This window comes from Xanthomonas populi, from assembly GCF_002940065.1.
Taxonomy (GTDB): domain Bacteria; phylum Pseudomonadota; class Gammaproteobacteria; order Xanthomonadales; family Xanthomonadaceae; genus Xanthomonas; species Xanthomonas populi.
Genome location: NZ_MDEJ01000020.1, coordinates 1 through 18,681 on the forward strand (window position 1 = coordinate 1; position 18,681 = coordinate 18,681).

General features: G+C 64.1%; 18 protein-coding genes. 16 read left to right on the top strand and 2 right to left on the bottom strand.

Annotated elements, in window-relative coordinates:
- Positions 1-134 precede the first annotated feature (134 nt).
- The 15 genes from XpopCFBP1817_RS05005 (at position 135) to XpopCFBP1817_RS05075 (ending at position 14,487) form a co-directional block, all read left to right on the top strand.
- On the top strand, positions 135-986 hold the full coding sequence (locus XpopCFBP1817_RS05005; protein ID WP_244171061.1) for a TonB-dependent receptor: 852 nt from the start codon (positions 135-137) through the stop codon (positions 984-986).
- A gap of 136 nt (positions 987-1,122) precedes the next feature.
- Entirely contained in the window at positions 1,123-3,309 is a 2,187-nt protein-coding gene (gene metG / locus XpopCFBP1817_RS05010) for a methionine--tRNA ligase (protein WP_128416259.1), read from the top strand.
- A 224-nt stretch (positions 3,310-3,533) separates the two neighbouring features.
- Complete coding sequence (locus tag XpopCFBP1817_RS05015) at positions 3,534-4,124, top strand: HAD family hydrolase (protein WP_128416260.1); 591 nt, start codon at positions 3,534-3,536, stop codon at positions 4,122-4,124.
- 1 nt (position 4,125) lies between these two features.
- Positions 4,126-4,557: an Rnf electron transport complex subunit RnfB gene (gene rnfB / locus XpopCFBP1817_RS05020; RefSeq protein ID WP_128416261.1), complete on the top strand. Its 432-nt coding sequence runs from the start codon at positions 4,126-4,128 to the stop codon at positions 4,555-4,557.
- Positions 4,558-4,733: 176 nt separating this feature from the next.
- Positions 4,734-5,522, top strand: coding sequence for a hypothetical protein (locus XpopCFBP1817_RS05025; protein ID WP_128416262.1), 789 nt, complete (start codon positions 4,734-4,736; stop codon positions 5,520-5,522).
- Between the two features lie 85 nt (positions 5,523-5,607).
- Positions 5,608-5,976, top strand: coding sequence for a DUF4345 family protein (locus tag XpopCFBP1817_RS05030; protein WP_128416263.1), 369 nt, complete (start codon positions 5,608-5,610; stop codon positions 5,974-5,976).
- Positions 5,977-6,034: 58 nt separating this feature from the next.
- Positions 6,035-6,598, top strand: a complete 564-nt coding sequence (locus XpopCFBP1817_RS05035) for a sigma-70 family RNA polymerase sigma factor (protein WP_128416264.1) — start codon at positions 6,035-6,037, stop codon at positions 6,596-6,598.
- Complete coding sequence (locus XpopCFBP1817_RS05040; protein WP_167393833.1) at positions 6,595-7,431, top strand: anti-sigma factor; 837 nt, start codon at positions 6,595-6,597, stop codon at positions 7,429-7,431. Before XpopCFBP1817_RS05035 ends, XpopCFBP1817_RS05040 begins: the two co-directional genes overlap by 4 nt.
- Before the next feature lie 225 nt (positions 7,432-7,656).
- Positions 7,657-8,655 carry an acyl-CoA desaturase gene (locus XpopCFBP1817_RS05045; protein WP_128416266.1) on the top strand — a complete coding sequence of 333 codons (999 nt, stop codon included), beginning with the start codon at positions 7,657-7,659 and terminating at the stop codon, positions 8,653-8,655.
- Positions 8,652-9,902 (top strand): NAD(P)/FAD-dependent oxidoreductase, encoded by a 1,251-nt coding sequence (locus XpopCFBP1817_RS05050; protein WP_128416267.1) that lies wholly within the window; start codon positions 8,652-8,654, stop codon positions 9,900-9,902. The genes XpopCFBP1817_RS05045 and XpopCFBP1817_RS05050 overlap by 4 nt, the downstream gene beginning before the upstream one ends.
- Positions 9,902-10,786: a DUF1365 domain-containing protein gene (locus tag XpopCFBP1817_RS05055; RefSeq protein ID WP_167393834.1), complete on the top strand. Its 885-nt coding sequence runs from the start codon at positions 9,902-9,904 to the stop codon at positions 10,784-10,786. Before XpopCFBP1817_RS05050 ends, XpopCFBP1817_RS05055 begins: the two co-directional genes overlap by 1 nt.
- Complete coding sequence (locus XpopCFBP1817_RS05060) at positions 10,783-12,078, top strand: SAM-dependent methyltransferase (RefSeq protein WP_128416269.1); 1,296 nt, start codon at positions 10,783-10,785, stop codon at positions 12,076-12,078. Before XpopCFBP1817_RS05055 ends, XpopCFBP1817_RS05060 begins: the two co-directional genes overlap by 4 nt.
- Positions 12,075-12,620 (top strand): DUF2878 domain-containing protein, encoded by a 546-nt coding sequence (locus tag XpopCFBP1817_RS05065; RefSeq protein ID WP_128416270.1) that lies wholly within the window; start codon positions 12,075-12,077, stop codon positions 12,618-12,620. The genes XpopCFBP1817_RS05060 and XpopCFBP1817_RS05065 overlap by 4 nt, the downstream gene beginning before the upstream one ends.
- Positions 12,617-13,399, top strand: coding sequence for a DUF1295 domain-containing protein (locus tag XpopCFBP1817_RS05070; protein ID WP_128416271.1), 783 nt, complete (start codon positions 12,617-12,619; stop codon positions 13,397-13,399). Before XpopCFBP1817_RS05065 ends, XpopCFBP1817_RS05070 begins: the two co-directional genes overlap by 4 nt.
- A gap of 17 nt (positions 13,400-13,416) precedes the next feature.
- Positions 13,417-14,487: an SAM-dependent methyltransferase gene (locus XpopCFBP1817_RS05075; RefSeq protein ID WP_128416272.1), complete on the top strand. Its 1,071-nt coding sequence runs from the start codon at positions 13,417-13,419 to the stop codon at positions 14,485-14,487.
- A gap of 241 nt (positions 14,488-14,728) precedes the next feature.
- On the opposite strand, the gene XpopCFBP1817_RS05080 is transcribed toward XpopCFBP1817_RS05075, so the two are convergent.
- Together XpopCFBP1817_RS05080 and XpopCFBP1817_RS05085 are read right to left on the bottom strand one after the other, a co-directional pair.
- Positions 14,729-15,088 carry a RidA family protein gene (locus XpopCFBP1817_RS05080; protein WP_128416273.1) on the bottom strand — a complete coding sequence of 120 codons (360 nt, stop codon included), beginning with the start codon at positions 15,086-15,088 and terminating at the stop codon, positions 14,729-14,731.
- Between the two features lie 10 nt (positions 15,089-15,098).
- Positions 15,099-15,806 carry a DUF998 domain-containing protein gene (locus XpopCFBP1817_RS05085; protein ID WP_128416274.1) on the bottom strand — a complete coding sequence of 236 codons (708 nt, stop codon included), beginning with the start codon at positions 15,804-15,806 and terminating at the stop codon, positions 15,099-15,101.
- 260 nt (positions 15,807-16,066) lie between these two features.
- On the opposite strand from XpopCFBP1817_RS05085, the gene mprF reads away from it, so the two are divergent.
- Positions 16,067-18,631, top strand: coding sequence for a bifunctional lysylphosphatidylglycerol flippase/synthetase MprF (mprF, locus tag XpopCFBP1817_RS05090; RefSeq protein ID WP_128416275.1), 2,565 nt, complete (start codon positions 16,067-16,069; stop codon positions 18,629-18,631).
- The last annotated feature ends 50 nt before the right edge of the window (positions 18,632-18,681 follow it).

An 18,681-nucleotide genomic window follows, 5' to 3' on the forward strand; every position in this document is an offset into this window, starting at 1 on the left:
ATCGCTGATTTTTTGAAGGTATGGTCATCATCCAGTGCGTGTCACCACGGCTACGACTTGGTTGTTCGAGGTGCCCTTATTTCATTCCCGAGCCCTGCAGCGCTGCACAGATTGGCAGCGGTCCTCGCCCGGGCGTGCGTGCGCGCAACTGCCAGGCCTTCTTCGATTACTACACTGATTCCGATCCTGCCTCGTTCGAGGAGGCACCGAGCAGCCAGCTCGGCTCAGTGAGCGGCAACGCACGTCTGCAGAACGAGCAAGCAGAATCGTGGACCGCCGGCATCGTGCTGCAGCCGGAGTGGGTCAAGGGTCTGCGGATCGCGGCAGACTGGTACGACATCCAGATCACCAACTCGATCACCACCCTGTCAGCAGAAGACATCACCTCAGGCTGCTTCGACAGCGACACCTTCAATGTCAATGACGTGCCCAACGCGAACAACTTCTGCAGCCTGATCACCCGCAATCCGCAGACCGGTGTCGCCAACAGTATCCGGACCGAGTACACCAATGGCCCCTATACCAATTTCCGCGGCTGGACCGCCGAGGTGAACTATCGCTTCGATCTGGCCGACGTGAACTGGGGTAAGGGAATCGTCGATTTGAGTTTCTACGGCTATTCCCCCAAGACACTGAACAGTGCTGCAGCGCCCGGGATCCCGCCGGACGAATCGGTTGGCGAGATCAATACCTCCAAGCGTCAGTTCCAATGGAACGCGCGTTATATCAGTACGCACTGGAATCTCGGCCTCAGTGCCAATTACACCAGCAGCGCGGTGTATGACCTCAACGATACCGTCGAAACCCGTGCCCCCCTGGGCATCCCCAGCTATACGTCCTACGACGCCAACGTGGGCTACGCCTTCGATGCGCACACCAGCATCAATCTGGCGGCGCTGAATGTGACCGACAAGCTGGTCGCCTTCCCCAACGTTTATGACGGCCTGGGCCGGCGCTACATGTTCACCATGAATCATCGCTTCTAGCAGCCGGAAGGACCAGCGCCCCAGGCATGTCGCCTGGGGCGCTGGTGGTCGGGACTGCCGCTTAGGCGCATGAGGCGCCGGCATGGCCCCGTGCGCAGCCGTGCGATACTCACGTGTCTCCCGCATTACGTCTGCCATGACCCGCACCGCACTCGTCACCACCGCCCTGCCCTACGCCAACGGCCCGCTGCATCTCGGCCATCTGGTCGGCTATATCCAGGCCGACATCTGGGTGCGCGCGCGCCGCTTGCGCGGCGACAAGACCTGGTTCGTCTGCGCCGACGACACCCATGGCACGCCAATCATGCTCGCCGCCGAAAAGGCCGGCGTGACCCCGGAAGCCTTCATCGCCAACATCCAGGCCAGCCATGAGCGCGATTTCGCCGCGTTCGGGGTGACCTTCAATCATTACGATTCGACCAATTCGCCGGTCAATCGCGCGCTCACCGAAGCCTTCTACACCAAGCTCGAAGCCGCCGGTCACATCAGCCGTCGCTCGGTAGCGCAGTTCTACGACCCGGCCAAGGGCATGTTCCTGCCGGATCGCTACATCAAGGGCATCTGCCCCAATTGCGGTAGCGCCGACCAATACGGCGACAACTGCGAAGTCTGCGGCGCCACCTATGCGCCAACCGAGCTGAAAGAGCCCAAATCGGTGATCTCCGGCGCCACGCCCGAACTACGCGATTCGGAGCATTTCTTCTTCGAAGTGGGCCATTTCGACGGCTTTCTGCGCGAGTGGCTGGCCGGCGATGTGGCACTGCCCGGCGTCAAGGCCAAGCTCAAGGAATGGCTGGACACCGAAGGCGGCCTGCGCGCGTGGGACATCTCGCGCGATGCGCCGTATTTCGGCTTCCAGATCCCCGGCCAGCCGGGCAAGTATTTCTACGTGTGGCTGGACGCGCCGATCGGCTACCTGTGCAGCTTCAAGACGCTGTGCGCGCAGATGGGCGAGGATTTCGAAGCGCATCTGGTCGCCGGCGCCCAGACCGAGCTGCATCACTTCATCGGCAAGGACATCGTCAATTTCCACGGCCTGTTCTGGCCGGCGGTGCTGCACGGCACCGGCCATCGCGCGCCGACCCGTCTGCACGTCAACGGCTATCTGATGGTGGACGGCGCCAAGATGTCCAAGTCGCGCGGCACCTTCGTGATGGCGCGGACCTTCCTGGACGTGGGCCTGGAGCCGGAAGCGCTGCGCTATTACTTCGCGGCCAAGTCCTCCGGCGGCGTGGACGATCTGGACCTCAACCTGGGCGACTTCGTCACGCGGGTGAACGCGGATCTGGTCGGCAAGTTCGTCAATTTGGCCAGCCGCTGCGCCGGCATAGCCAACAAAGCTTTCCACGGCCGGCTTCGGACTTCTCAATTACAACAGGATCGAATCGCCACATTTGTGAGCGCTTCCAGTCCTGACTGGCAATCGAAGGTCGAACCAGCCGATATCGAATCTGACGCAATTTTTACGTTCGTCTCTGTTTCGAATCAGGCAAAGAGGGCCACCGAACACTACGAACGCAATGACTTTGGCCGCGTATGCCGGGAATTGATGGCTGCTGCAGACAGTGCAAACGAATTTATCGCCAGAGCAGCGCCTTGGAACCTGGCTAAAGATCCAAGCCGCTCGGAAGAATTAGGCATTGTTCTGTATGCAGCCTTGACGATGTTTAGAGATATCACAATCGCACTCCAACCCATCCTTCCCGAGACAGCGGCACTCGCTCTTCGATTTCTCACAATGGGTGACGAAGCCATCCCATTTGAAAGAATCGGTGACTACCCACGCTTCCAGAGCATAGAGATCGAGACCTACACCGCCCTGTTCACTCGTATCGACCCCAAACTGATCGACGCCATGACCGACGCTTCAAAAGACACTCTCTCCGCGCCCGCAGCACCGGCTGCGGCCACCGTCAGCGCTGCAAAGGTGACCAAAACCGATGCAAAAGCGGCTACGCCGGCCAATCCCCCCGCCTCCGTCTCGAATCCAGGTCTTATTGGCATCGACGATTTCGCCAAGCTCGATCTGCGCATCGGCAAGGTGCTGGTGTGCGAGTGCGTGGAAGGCTCGGACAAGCTGCTGCGCTTCGAACTGGACGCCGGCGAACTGGGCAAGCGCCAGATCTTCTCGGGCATCCGCGCCAGCTACGGCGAACCGGAAACCCTGGTCGGCCGCAGCGTGGTATTCATCGCCAATCTGGCCCCGCGCAAGATGCGCTTCGGCATCAGCGAAGGCATGATCCTGTCGGCGGGCTTTGACGGCGGCGCGTTGGCGCTGCTGGATGCAGATGGCGGTGCGCAGCCGGGGATGCCGGTTCGGTGAAGCGGGATTAAGCGGCTGGGATTTGGACTTCGTAGAAACCAGATCTGATTGGTAAGCGAGGTTTGACTATCGCGAACTTTCAAAAATGCTTCTCCGGTGACTTCATCCGCCCCTTCGAGGCACCTTCACGCCATAAAGGGACCAATCTCCAGGTGCGGTGGGAAAAGGAAAAAACACCGCGCCTTTAACGAATCCCCAATCCCAACTCCCCCAATCTCCGCCCCATGCACCTCGCCCTGTTCGATTTCGATCACTCCATCACGACCTGCGACACCTACACGCGCTTCCTGCGCAAGGTGGCAACGCCGGCGCAGCTGGCTGCGGCGAAATGGTGGGCGGGTCCGTGGGTGTTGGGCTATCGGGTCAGCTTGGTCTCCGCGCAGGCCTTGCGCGCACGCGTCACGCGCCTAGTCTTCAGCACTCGCTCGCTGGAAGAAATGACTATGCACGGCGCGGCGTATGCACGCAACGATCTGCCCAGCATGTTGCGCACAGGGATGATGCAGCGCATTGACTGGCACCAGGCGCAAGGGCATGAAGTGGTGCTGGTGTCAGCGTCGCTGGATCTGTATCTGCAGCCGTGGTGCACGCAACATGGTCTGTCGCTGATCTGCAATCGGCTGGAGCACACTGCCGGCGTGTTGAGCGGCCGCTATGCCGATGGCGATTGCGGGCCGCACAAGGCAGCGCAGATCCGCATGCGCTACGACCTGTCGCAGTACGACTGCGTGCATGCCTATAGCGATAGTCGCGAAGACAAACCGCTGCTGGCGCTGGCGCAGCAGCGCTGGTATCGCGGCAAGCTGTTGCACTGACATGCACAGTGCAACCCCCGCTGCCACGCCCGAATTGGTCGAACGCCTCGACCGCCTGCTGCCGCAGACCCAATGCGGCCAGTGCGGTTACGACGGCTGTCGCCCATATGCGCAAGCGATGGCAGAGGGACACGCCGACGTCGATCATTGCCCACCCGGTGGCGACGCCGGTGCACGTGCGCTGGCGCATGCACTGCAGCTTCCTGCACGCCCCTACGACCGCACCCGCGGTACGCACACACTGCCGCAAGTGGCCTGGATCGTGGAAGCCGACTGCATCGGTTGCACCAAATGCATCCAGGCCTGCCCGGTGGATGCCATCGTTGGCGGCGCCAAGCACATGCACACGGTGATCGCACCGCTGTGCACCGGCTGCGAGCTCTGCCTGCCGGCCTGCCCGGTGGATTGCATCGCGCTGCGCGCAAGCAGCTAAACGGCTGGCGGCCTGCACGCCCCCGCTTTCTGAGCCTCAGCAGCGTTCGGTGCCCCCAACATCATCGGCGCAGGCCTCCACCTCCTACATTCGATCAGGAACGCCCTGACGCATCCTGCGCATCCGTGCTGCGGACGCGCTCGTACTTGTGTTTACTCCCATCGAGGAATCGGCCGATGCGCCCATTCGCCGCCCCCTTTGTCGCGCTCGCCACCCGCTACCGGCCGATCCCGTCGTTGTTGCTGCTGGTGCTTGGCTGCTCGCCGCTCAGCGCAGCAACCGTCACCCGTGTGGATGGCGATGCCTTCGATGGCGACAGCGGTGCGTTGCGTTACCGCGAGTCGCACTGGCTGCTCGACGATGGCGGCAGGGTGGTGCTGTATCGCTGCACGGACGGGCGCCCGTTCGCGCGCAAACAGGTCGATGGCGGCGGCACCGCACCCAACTTCAGCCTGCTCGATGGGCGCGACGGCTATCGCGAAGGCGTGCGCAAACGCGATGGGGTGCGCGAAATGTTTCAGCAGGAACCCGGCAAGGCCGAACGCCACACCGCACTTCCCGCCAGCGGGGGCGTGCGCGTGATCGATGCAGGTTTCGATGCCTATCTGCGCACCCAGTGGGACGCACTCGCTAGCGCAACGCAGCGCGTCGAGTTCGTGCTGCCGAGTCTGCAACGCCAGCTGGCCTTCAAGGTCGAACGGGTCGGCGACAGCGCCGGCCAACGGCGCTATCGGCTCAGCCTGGATGCCTGGTACGGCGCGGCCGCGCCATCGCTGGAAGTACGTTATTCCATCGCCGACAAGCGCCTGCTTGAATTCCGCGGCGTCGGCAATCTGCGCGATGCGCGCGGCCGCTATCCGCGCGTGCGCATCGTCTTCCCAGACACCGCTGCGCGTGCCGCCAGTGCGGACGCGCTGCGCCAGGCGCGCGAGCAGCCGCTGGCCAAAAGCTGCAGCGCCCCGTGAACCCGGCACGGGCCATCTTCACGTTCGACCACGCGCCGTTGCGTACAACGGCCCGGGCACCCTTCCCCCACGCAGGAACATCCTCATGGCCAAGGCCTATCTTTGGATCAACGCAGTGCTCTATGTCGTCCTGGCGATCTGGTGCACGCTCTCGCCGGCCAAGACCGCACATGCAGTCGGTTACACACAGCTCTCTCCGGCCGGGCAGTCGGAATACCTGGTCATCTACGGTGGCCTGCAGTTGGGCATGGCGTTCTTGTTCGGCTACTTTGCCTGGATCGATCAGCCCCGCACCGGGTTGCTGGTCGCACTCGCGTTCTATGTCCCGATCGCGCTGTTCCGCACTGTCGCGCTCTCTCGGCTGTGGCCGGTCTCGGCACCGACTGTTGCGCTGGCAGGCGTGGAAATCCTGCTACTGCTCGCCGCAGTGCTGCTGTGGTTCCAGCGCAAGTGAAAGACACGTTGTAGCCAGTCGGGTAGGATCTGCGCCACCTTCGCCAACGCCCGACCGCATGAGTGCCATTCCTGGCCACGACCACGATGAAGCCGGACGCCTGCTCACAGCAACTGCGGGCGGCGACCGGCATGCTTTCGAAGCGCTGTACCGGCAGACCTCGGCCAAGCTGTTCGGGGTGTGCCTGCGCATGATCCCGCAACGTGCCGAAGCCGAAGAAGTGCTGCAGGACGTGTTCACGCTGATCTGGCACAAGGCCGGGCAGTTCGATCCCGCCCGTGCCCGCGGGCTCACGTGGCTTGCGATGATCGCGCGCAACAAGGCGATCGACCATCTGCGCGCCACCGCACCGCAGCGTCGCAACGTGACCCTGGACGATGCCGGCGACCTGCGTTCCAGCGATGCTTCACCGCTGGAACGCACCGAGCGCGCCAGCACGCGCCAACGCATCGACCATTGCTTGGCCGAACTCGAATCGCCGCGCAGCGAGTTGATCCGCACCGCGTTTTTCGATGGCATCACCTACGAAGAACTGGCGGCGCGTACCGACACGCCGATCGGTACGGTCAAGAGCTGGATCCGTCGTGGACTGGCCAAACTCAAGGCATGTCTGGAACGATGAGCACGCCATTTCCCATCGCCCAGGAACCGCCGCGCGACGTTCTTTCCGGCGAGTACGTGGTGGGCCTGCTGAGCGCCGACGAGCGCCTGGCGGCCGAACAACGCATCGCCACCGACAGCCAGTTCGATCAGGCAGTTCTGCAATGGCAGGAACACTTGATGCCGCTGCTGGACGAAATCACTGCGGTGCCCCCTTCCGATCAGCTCTGGCCGCACATTCGCCAGACGCTGGGCTTCGACACGCCACTGCCCGCAGTGCCATCCGCACACACCGCCACCACCAAACCGGCCACGCCGCTGTGGAACAGCGTGTGCTTCTGGCGCTGGGCCAGTGCCGGCGGGTTAGCGACTGCTGCAGTGTGCGTGCTTGCCTTGTTGAACGTGGGCACGCCGCACGCACCGGTGCAGACAGCAGGCGCAGGTGCGGTGGTGCAGACGCCGGCGGTCACGCCGCCTGCGCCTTCGACCACACCGGCCGCAACCGGCATCGCGATGACCGCCACGTTGGCCACCGAAGACGGCCGGCCGGGCTATGTGGCTTTGATGGATGCCGACAAGCACACCATCACGGTCACGCCGCTGGATCGCACCGCCACCGCCAGCAAGGTGCCCGAGGTGTGGTTGATCACTCCAGACGGCACGCCGCATTCGATGGGCACGTTCGACGATCAACGCGCACGTCGCGCGCAGATTCCCGATCAGTTGATGCCTATGCTCAGCAACGAGGCCTTGTTGGCCGTCACCCTGGAGCCGTTGGGCGGTGCACCGGGTGGCATCCCCACAGGCACCGTGGTGGCGAAGGGCGGCATTAGCACGCTGGCGATGGCGCCCTGAGTAAGCGCGCTGACGTTGCCTGTGAGATCTTCGCAGGGCACGTTCTTTCACGAACAGCCTCATCCGCGCCAACGATACTGTGCGCGGTTATTTGTGTGCGCGAATGCGCGATTTATACGTAGGATCGCGTCAAGCGTAGACGCGCATGCGACGATCAAGCGACCTAGTGCATCTGTTTGCAGGCTGCGTTCGTAAAGTGTAACGACCAACGACGGAGAACCACGCGTGCCTAGTACCGGAATCGACCCCAACGCTGCGGCGCCTCAGCCCGCTACCACGCATCGCGGTGGCTGGCTGGCCGCGCGCATCGGCAGCCTGCGTCGCTGGGTGGATTCGCAAACCGACGAACCGCTGGACGCAGTGCGCGCCGACCGCATCGACTGGCTGCGCGCCCTGCCCTTCATCGCGCTGCACGTGGCGTTTCTGTCGGTGTTCTGGGTGGGCGCATCCTGGTTTGCGGTGGGCATGGCGGTGGCGTTGTATGCGCTGCGCATGTTCGCGTTGACCGGCTTTTATCACCGCTACTTCTCGCACCGCGCTTTCAAGACTTCGCGTGTGCTGCAGTTCGTGTTCGCCGCGATTGGCTCTACCTGCGTGCAACGCGGGCCGCTGTGGTGGGCCGCGCATCATCGCAATCATCATCGGCATACCGACACCGGCCGCGACCCGCATTCGCCAGCGCAGCACGGCTTCTGGTGGAGCCACACCGGCTGGTTCCTGACCCCGCGTCATTTCCGCACCGATTGGGAAGTCATCCCCGATCTGCGCCGCTTTGCCGAGCTGCGCTTTCTGGACCGCTTCGACATCGTGATGCCAGTGCTGCTGGCGTTGGGCCTGTACCTGCTCGGCGACTGGTTGGCCGCTGCGGCCCCCGCCTTGAAGACCAGTGGCGCGCAATTGCTGGTGTGGGGCTTTGTGATCTCCACCGTGGCCTTGTTCCATGCCACCTTCACCATCAACTCGCTGGCGCATCGCTTCGGCAGCCGGCGCTTCGATACACGCGACGACAGTCGCAACAACTGGCTGCTGGCACTGTTCACCTTTGGCGAAGGCTGGCACAACAACCATCATTTCTTCCCCGGCTCGGCGCGCCAAGGCCTGCGCTGGTGGGAGTACGACATGACCTGGTACGGACTCACCGCGATGTCGTGGGTGGGCCTGGTGTGGGACCTCAAGCCGATGCCGAAGCTTCTCACGCAACGTGCAGAGCGGGTGCGCCGATGAGTGAGGGCATGATTGCCGTGGTCGGCAGTGGCATCGCCGGCCTGGGCGCGGCGTGGCTGTTGTCGCGTCGTTATGAAGTCACCCTGTTCGAGGCCGCTGACTATCTCGGCGGGCACACGCACACCCACGACATCCAGCTGGAAGACCAGCGCTATGCGGTGGACAGCGGCTTCATCGTGTTCAATCCGCAGCATTACCCACTGCTCACGCGCATGTTCGCCGAGCTCGACGTGGCCGCGCAGCCAACCACGATGAGCTTTTCCGTGCATGATGCGCGCAGCGGGCTCCAATACAACGCCGGCAGCCTGGGTGGGCTGTTCTGCCAACGCGGCAATCTGCTCAGCCCGCGCTTCTGGGGCATGCTGGCCGACCTGCGCCGCTTCTACCGGCAGGCACCGGCCGTGCTGGGGACCGACGAGCAATTCAGCACGCTAGGCGAGTATCTTCAGCGGCATGGCTACTCTGCGGCCTTTCGCGACCAGCACCTGGTACCGATGGCCTCGGCGCTGTGGTCTTCGCCCTCGCAACGCATTCTCGAATTTCCCATGGGGCAGCTGATCGGATTCATGGCCAATCACCACATGCTGCAACTCAGCGGGCGACCGCAGTGGCAGGTGGTGCGTGGCGGCTCGTCCAGTTATGTGCGTGCGCTGCGCCGGCGCTGGCAGGTGCTCGAGCGGCTGTCCAACCCGGTGCATGCGATCCGGCGCGTCGGCAATGGCGTCGTACTCAGCTCGCTGCGGGGGGAAGAGCATTTCGACGAAGTGGTGTTGGCCTGTCACGCAGACGATGCCCTGGCGCTGCTCAGCGACTCCACACCGGCCGAGCAGCAGGTCCTGGGCGGCATCACCTATCAGAACAACGACACCGTGCTGCACACCGATGCGCGCATGCTGCCGCGCAATCGCCGCGCCTGGGCCGCATGGAACGCGCATGTGCCGGCCGACCCGCAGGCGCCGTGCACGGTGAGTTACTGGATGAACGCGCTGCAGTCGATCGATGCGCCGCAGCCGTTCATCGTCAGCCTCAATCGCGACCGCGATATCGACCCGGACAAGGTACTGCGGCGCATGCGCTATCGCCACCCGGTGCAGAACGCGGCGGCACTCGCTGCACAGACGCGCAAGGCCGACATCCAAGGTGTGCAGCACACCTGGTTCGCTGGCGCCGCATGGGGCTTCGGCTTCCACGAAGACGGCCTGCGCAGCGGCGTGGACGTGGCCCACGGCCTGGGAGTGCCCTGGTGATGCAGCGGCTGCGCGAAGCCAGCACCGATGCGGTGTCATTGCCCCCGATCCAGGGCAGTGGCGCCGGCAGCGGGGCGGCCCCGTTGCGCAGCGCGATCTATACCGGTTGGATGCGGCACCGCCGGTTTGCGCCAAAACCCCTGGATTTTCGCTACCGGCTGTTTTTGATGTATCTGGATCTGTCAGAGCTGGACCGGGTCTTCGCACAGCGTTGGCTGTGGTCGGTAGGGCGCGCGAATCTGGCGCAGTTCCGTCGCAGCGATTATCTCGGCGATCCAACGATTCCACTGGATGAGGCGGTGCGCGATTGCGTGCAGAGCCATACCGGCGAGCGTCCCGACGGGGCGATCCGCCTGCTCACGCATCTGCGTTACTTCGGCCACGTCTTCAATCCGGTCAGCTTTTACTACTGCTTCGACCGTCATGACGGCTTGCGCTGGATCGTTGCGGAGATCACCAACACGCCCTGGCAGCAGCGCCATACGTATGTGCTGCCGGTCGCGCAGGCGCGCACGCATCGCGACATACATGCCTGGCGCTTCGACAAGCGCTTCCACGTCTCGCCCTTCATGGGCATGCAGCAGCGCTACGACTGGCGTTTCAGCGTGCCGGATGCGCAATTGCGGGTGCATATGGACGTACTGGATGCACCTGTCGCCGACACCGACACGGCAAGCAACGACGTCGGCGCACGCCGCTTTGACGCCACCGTGGTGCTGCAGCGCCAGCCGCTGACTGCGCGCACCCTAGCGCGCGCGCTGTTGGCCTACCCCATGATGACCGTGCAGGTCGTGGTCGCCATCCACTGGCAGGCCTTGCGTCTGTGGCTGCGCGGCAACCCTGTGCACGACAACCCCCATCTGCCTGTGCGAGAACGCCGATGAACGCCACGTCCCTGCCCGACACCACCGCGCCGCGCGCGGCTTCCTGGACGGATCGCCTGTTGCGCAAGCGCCTGCTGGCCACGCTCGGCGACTTGCGCGATGGGCAATTGCAAGTGCACGAGGCCGATGGCATCACCACCCTCGGCAACGCCAGGGGCGCAGATGCCTTGCAACTGCATGTGCGCGTCACAGATCCCGGGTTCTATCGGCAAGCCGCACTCAATGGCAGCGTCGGTGCCGGCGAGTCGTACATGGATGGGCAGTGGCAGTGCGACGACCTGGTCGGCCTGATGCGACTGCTGTTGCGCAATCGCGACCGGTTGGACGCGATGGAGACCGGCACCGCGCGTTTGGGTGGCTGGGCGATGCGCAGCCTGCACCGCTTGGCGCGCAATACCCGAAGCGGCAGCCGCCGCAATATCGCCGCGCATTACGACCTGGGCAACCCGTTGTTCAGCCTGTTTCTCGACGAAAACCTGATGTATTCGTCGGCCATCTTCGTCGATGGCGAAGAGGCGCAAGGCGACGCGGCACTGGAACGCGCGGCCACGCGCAAGCTTGAACGCATCTGCCAAAAACTGCGGCTAGGCCCGCAGCACCAAGTGGTGGAAATCGGCACCGGCTGGGGCGGCTTTGCCCTGCATGCCGCACGCGAGCACGGCTGCCGCGTCACCACCACCACCATCTCGCGCGAACAGTTCGAGCTGACGACACAACGCATCGCTGCGGCCGGTTTGAGCGATCGTGTGACAGTGTTGTTGCGCGACTATCGCGATCTGGAAGGCTGCTACGACCGAGTGGTGTCGATCGAGATGATCGAGGCGATCGGCCACCAGTATCTGGAGACCTATTTCGCCAAGGTCGGCAGCTTGCTGACTGACGATGGCGAGGCGCTGATCCAGGCCATTACCATCGAAGACCATCGCTATGCGCAGGCATTGCACTCGGTGGACTTCATCAAGCGGCATATCTTCCCCGGCAGTTTCATTCCGTCGGTGGCGGCGATCACTGGTGCGATCGCACGGGCCAGCGATCTGCGTCTGTTCAATCTCGAAGATATCGGGCCGAGTTATGCGTTGACACTGCGCGCCTGGCGGCAGCGCTTCATGGCGCAGCTGCCGCAGGTACGTGCGCTGGGTTACGACGAGCGCTTCATCCGCATGTGGGAGTTCTATCTGGCCTATTGCGAAGCCGGTTTTCTGGAGCGCTCGATCGGCGATGTGCATCTGTGGCTGAGCAAGCCAGGCGCGCGTCCGCCGCAATTCGTGCCAGGCCTTGCTGCCGACGCATGAAGCAGCTAGGCAATTATCTCGGCTTGCAGGTGCTTTGGCTGGTAGCAGTCAGCGCTGCGTCACATGCGCGCATCTGGCCGACGCTGCTGGCGTTAGGGCTATTGGCGCTGTATCAGCTGTGGCCGTCGCGGCGTGCGCCAGGCGATCTCCAGTTGCTGATCGCTGCGTTGTCGTTGGGCTTGCTGCTGGACACCACGCTCGCTGCAGGCGGGTGGGTGCGTTATGCCGCGCCGTGGCCGGGCACCTTGTTGGCGCCGCCATGGATTCTGGCGTTGTGGCTGGGCTTTGCGCTCACGCTCAATCATTCGTTAGCCACGGTGATGCAACGGCCGTGGCTGGCGGTGCTGCTGGGCGCCATTTTCGGGCCGTTTTCGTATTGGTTGGCGCAGCGCAGCTGGAATGCGGTGGAATTTCAGCCGCCTCAGCTGCACGCGGTGGTGGCGGTTGGCATCGGTTGGGGTCTGGCCTGCGGCGTGTTGTCGCTGTATGCACGCCGCCTGGCGCGACCATTGCCTGAGCACATCACCGGAGAACTGCAATGACTGCCTGGCCGCTACTGCATGTAGGCGTGTTTACAATTTTGGTGATGCTGCTCGGTTGGCTATGGCAACGCCGTAGCGGCAATGCTGGCCCGGTCGATGTGCTGTGGGCTGCATGCCTTGCCATCGCTGCGCCGTATTGCGCGTGGATGTCCGATGGCGCGCTGCTACCGCGCGCGCTGGTGGCCGTGCTCGGCGGCGCGTGGGGCGCGCGCCTGGCGCTGCATCTGGGCGTGCGCGTGTTCGGCGATCCGCATGAAGATGGGCGTTATCGCGCCCTGCGCGAGCATTGGAATGGCAACCAGCGCAAATTCCTGGGTTTCTTCCTGGCTCAAGCGGTGGTGGTGGTGCTGTTTTCGGTGCCGTTTCTGGCCGCTGCCAGCAATCCGAGTCCGGCCTGGAGCGTGTGGAGCAGCCTGGCGATCGTGGTGTGGTTACTCGCGGTCGGTGGCGAAGCGCTGGCGGATCGGCAGCTGTCTGCGCACAAGGCCAGCCCGGCCAATCGCGGCATCACCTGCCGCAGCGGGCTGTGGCGGTATTCGCGCCATCCCAATTATTTCTTCGAGTTCGTGCATTGGTTCGCCTATCTAGCATTGGCCGTCGGCGCCGGGCCGTGGCCGGTGGCGGTGTGTGCACTGGGGCCGGTGCTGATGTTCGTATTTTTGTATCGCTTCACCGGCATTCCCTACACCGAGCAGCAGGCGCTGCGCTCGCGTGGTGAGGACTACGCCCGCTACCAGCGCGCCACCAGCGCATTTTTCCCGTTCCCCCCTTCGTCCTGAGTCGCCTGGAGAGTCGTATGTCCACCCTCACCATTCCGCCCTCCTCGCTGCCCGAAGAATCCTTCGCCACCCGGCTTGCCGAATCCGGCGTGCTGCCCGATGCCGCGCTGCGCTACGGCATCCGCCGGCTATGCGCGCAGCGCCTGCGCGATGAGCGTGGCGACGGTGCCGATGCCAGCGGCGAACGTCAGCGCGCGTTTATCGACAGCCTGCGTGCCAGCGCGATCGCGATCGAAACCGATGCCGCCAATCGCCAGCACTACGAATTGCCGCCGCAGTTCTTCACCCTGTGCCTGGGTCGCCGGCTCAAGTACAGCAGTTGCTATTGGGACGCAACCACGCCGGACCTGGACGCGGCCGAAGAACGCATGCTGGCGCTATACGGGCAGCGCGCCGAACTGGCGGACGGTCAACGCATTCTGGAGCTGGGCTGCGGTTGGGGCTCGTTGACCTTGTGGATGGCCGAACGCTATCCCGGCGCCACCATCACGGCGGTGTCCAATTCGCGCCCGCAGCGCGCGCATATTCTGGAACAGTGCCGCATGCGCGGCTTGAGCAACGTGCAGGTCATCACCGCCGACGTCAACGCGCTGGCGCTGCCGCCGGGCAATTTCGACCGCGTGGTGTCGGTGGAAATGTTCGAACACATGCGCAATTACCGCGAGCTGCTGGCGCGCGTTGGCAGCTGGCTGGCGCCGGGTGGCAAATTGTTCGTGCACGTGTTCTGTCATCACGATCTGGCCTATCCATTCGAAGTGGCTGGCGAAGACAATTGGATGGGGCGGCACTTTTTCACCGGCGGGCTGATGCCGGCGGCCGACACCCTGCTGCATTTTCAGCAGGACGTGCTCATCGAACAGCGTTGGGTGCTGTCGGGGCAGCATTACGAAAAGACCGCCAATGCCTGGCTGGAAAATCAGGACCGCCACCGCGAGCAGATCATGCCGCTGCTGAAACAGACCTACGGCGACGATGCGCAGCGCTGGTGGCAGCGCTGGCGGATGTTCTGGCTGGCCTGCACGGAGCTGTTCGGTTACGACCAGGGCCGTGCATGGGGCGTGGCGCACTATCGCTTCGTCAAGCGTTGATCAAGCCAAGGCTGATCGACGCAGGAGCGAGCGTCAAAACGACTGCGCGGCCAGCAGATGGCCGCGATGTGTCAGCTTCAACTCAGCTCTTCAACAACGCTGGCATACAGATCAGCGCATTGGCTGGCAATGCCATCCCGGCGCGCAACCAGCTTTTGGCAACTGGCTGCTAGCAGAGCTGCAATGGTTTGCTGATCGTAGGGCAACGCGTGGTCGACCAGATCCGCGCGCCGCCTTGCGATCAGCTCGTTGCAGCGGTGATCACGATCTCCACCTTCCACTCCGGCCGCGCCAATTTGGCTTCGACGGTGGCGCGCGCGGGGGTAAAGCCGTGCGGCACCCACTCGTCCCAGGCCTTGTTCATGCCTTCGAAATCGGCGATGTCGGCCAGGAAGATTTCCGCACGCAGGATCTTGGTCTTGTCGCTGGCCGCATGCGCCAGCAACTTGTCGATTTCGCCCAGCACCTGGCGGGTCTGCCCGGTGATGTCTTCGCTGGTGTCCTCGCTGGTGTCCTCGGCAATCTGGCCGGCCAGATAGCAAACGCCGCCATGCACGGCCATTTCGGACATCCGCGGACCTGTATCGAATCGCTGCACCATTTCAGACTTCCTACGGTTGATTGACCCGAGCATTGTCACGCGAATGCGGCAAACGTGCAGCCTGCGCACGTACGTAACGCGCCAGCCACACCCCAACCAGCACCATCCAGGCCACGATCGACACGATGGCACTCTTCTGGCTGATGCCGGGCGGCGCGCTGGTCACCGTGACGTGGAACAACAACAGCGCAAATGCGGTCAGTCCCAAACCGAACAATAGCGCGAAGTGCTGTCGCCATAAACGATCACACCGGAAATACCACGATTGCAGCAATACCGCTGCGATCACGCATAGAAATGCGGTATCCGCCGATAGAACGTGCACCATCTTCGCCGCGTCGGGTGCGAGCACCGGCACCCAGCTGTCGCCGATCGCCACAGCGCTCAAGCCCAGTGCGGCCATCCAGAACAAGCCCACCACCGTGCGGCTGCAAGCCACCGGCGCGAACGCCGCGTACAGGCCCAGCGCAAGCCACGCCATGGCTGCGGCCAGCAGGCAATAGGCCGTGCGCAGCAGCAGACCGTAGCCACCGTGCAGGTATGCGCTCAGTTGTGCGTCGATCCAGTCCAGATCGCCGCGCAACCATTGCAGCAACACCACCAGCCCCATGAAGGCCACGCCTGCACCTGCGGCGATCGCGCCAGCGTGCCCGCTCCAGCGTGGCGGGCATGGCTGCAGGGTTCGCACAGCAGCGCGGTGATCGCATGCATTCCCCATCAACAGCCTGTCTCCCTTCCAACTGTCATCTGACCCATAGCGCTCCTCTGCGGCACGTCCGCCTGGCTCTGCCCTATGATGCGCGCGGCCGTCAAGAGCCGACACCGGTCGGCGCAACGAACCACGTGTTCACCTCGCTTCGGCATTGATGCGGTCACGCTGCATGCACTTCAACTCGACCAGCCCATGCAGACCATCCGCGCGCGCAGCACATTCCGTGCATGCATCCTCCTTCCCTTCAAGCAGATCCCGTTGCCCTCATGACGGATACCCCCGTGTCTTCCGAAGCGCCACCCCGCGGTTGGCGCCGCGCGCTGCCGGTCATCATCAGCCTGGCGATCCTGGCGATGGCGCTGCACGCGCTGTCGGCGCAGTTCACCGACCACGGCTATCGGCAGATCCGCCAGGCGTTCCGTGCGCTTGGCGCCGGCCAGATCGCGCTCACTCTGTTGCTGGGCTTGACCAGCTACGCCTGCCTGGTGGGCTTCGACTGGGTGGGGCTCAAGCGCACCGGCAAGCGGCTGCACCCGGCACGGGTAGGCATCACAGCCTTCATGGCACACGCGGTCGGGCAGACGCTTGGCTTTGCTGCACTTACCGGCGGTGCAGTGCGCCTGCGCGGCTACGGCAGCGTGGGGCTGACCCTGGCCGAGATCGGCCAAGTGGTGCTGATGAGCACGCTTGGCTTTATCTTCGGTGCCTGGGTGTTGCTTGGCCTGGCCCTGATGCTGGAACCGGAAGCTGCCGCACGCGCCTTGCCGATCGCCGCTGAAGGCATCCGCATCGCCGGTATCGCCTTGCTGGTCGGCTATGTCGCGATGCTGGTCTTGATCGGCAAACAAGGCCGCGAATTTGGCATCCGCAGTCATCGCTTCTGGTTGCCCGACCGCACCACAGTGCTCGGTGTGACCGCGCTGAGCGTGGTCGAACTGGGGCTGGCCGCCGCCGCGCTCTACGTGCTGCTGCCGTCGGATCCGGGCACCGGCTACTTCGGCTTTATCGGCATCTGGTTGGTGGCGGTGGTCGCCGGCCTGATCTCCACCGTGCCAGCCGGCCTGGGCGTGTTCGAGTGGAGCCTGCTCAAGCTGCTGCCGCATGTCACCCCCGCCGCGGTGCTGGCTGCGGCGCTGGCCTACCGGGTCACCTACTACATCGTGCCGCTGCTGATCTCGGTGGCGATGGCGGCGGCCTCGGGCCTGGGCGCGCCGGTGCGCGCCAGTGCCAGCACCGCACGCACGGTGTGGAAAGCACTGCGCCCATGGCTACCACAGATTCTGGCGTTGGCGGTGTTTGCGGTGGGTGCGGCGCTGATGATCGACGGCACCTTGCCGACCCCACGCGCGCGTCAGGACGTGGCGCCGCTGCCGCTGATCGAAACCTCGCATCTACTTGTCAGCCTGGGCGGCATGGTGTTGCTGCTGATCGGCCAGGGTCTGCAGCGCCGCAGCCATGCGGCCTGGATGCTGGCACTGGGCGTGTGCATCCTGCTGCCGCCGCTGTCGCTGCTGCGCGGCAGCCACATTTCGGTGTCGCTGTCGGCCGCATTGGCGGCGATTGCGCTGTGGGCCGCACGCCGCGAGTTCTATCGTCAGGGCGCGTTGCTGGACGAAGCCTGGTCATGGCGCTGGCTGAGCAATCTGGGCCTGGTGCTGGTGGCTACCTTCTGGTTGCTGTTCTTCGTCTACAGCCATGTCGAATACAGCAACGACCTGTGGTGGGAGTTCGCCACCTCGGCCAATGCGCCGCGTGCATTGCGCGCCGCGTTGATCCTGTGCGTGGGCCTGATCGTGTTCGGCATGGCGCGCCTGCTGCGTGGCGGGCGCCGCCCGATGCCGGCCGCCGATGCGCAGACGCTGCAGACGCTGGCGCCGATTCTGTCCATCAGCACCGACACCCAGGCCTGCCTGGCGTTGACGGGCGACAAGGCGTTTTTGCTTGATGAGCAGGGGCGTGGTTTTGTGATGATGCAGCGCTACGGGGGCTCGCTGATCTCGATGGGCGACCCGGTCGGCCCGCCGGAGGTTGCGCGCGCGTTGATGTGGCGTTTCCGCGAAGAGGCCGACCACATGGGCCTGCGCCCGGTGTTCTACCAGGTCGGCGAAAAATACTGGCAGACCTACCTCGACATGGGCCTGACCCTGGTCAAGCTGGGGGAAGAAGCGGTGGTGCCGCTGGAAGGCTTCACCCTGGAAGGCCGCGACCGCGCCGACCTGCGCCAGGCCTGGAACCGCGGCAAGCGCGGCGGCCTGACCTTCCGCATGCTGCAGCCCGAACAAGTGGAGGCAGTGCTGCCGCAGCTGGCCGAGGTCTCCGAACAGTGGCTGGAAGAAAAAGCCGGCGAAGAAAAAGGCTTTTCGCTGGGCAGCTTTGATGCGGATTACCTGCGCCGGTTTCCGGTAGCGGTGGCCGAGGCGGAAGGACAGATCATGGCCTTCGCCAATGTGTGGTGGGCGCCGGCCGGCGGCGAGTTGTCGGTGGATCTGATGCGGCATCGCGCGCAGGCTCCCAAGGGCACCATGGACTTCCTGTTCATCGAGCTGTTCCTGTGGGGCCAGGCCAACGGCTACACGCGCTTCTCGCTGGGCATGGCGCCACTGTCGGGCATGGCCGAGCATCGGCTGGCCGGCCGCTGGAACCGCTTCGCCAGCCTGGTCGCACGGCATGGCGAACGCTTCTATGGATTCAGCGGCTTGCGTCGCTTCAAATCGAAGTTCTCGCCGACCTGGCGCCCGCGCTATCTGGTCGCGCCGGGCGGCATGCACTTGCCGGCGGCATTGCTGGATGTGACCCGGTTGATCTCGGTGGATCCTGGCCGGCAGGAGTGAGGCCGCGTAGACCTGCCCGGGTCTGGCGGGCGTTAACTAGGGCTCACCAG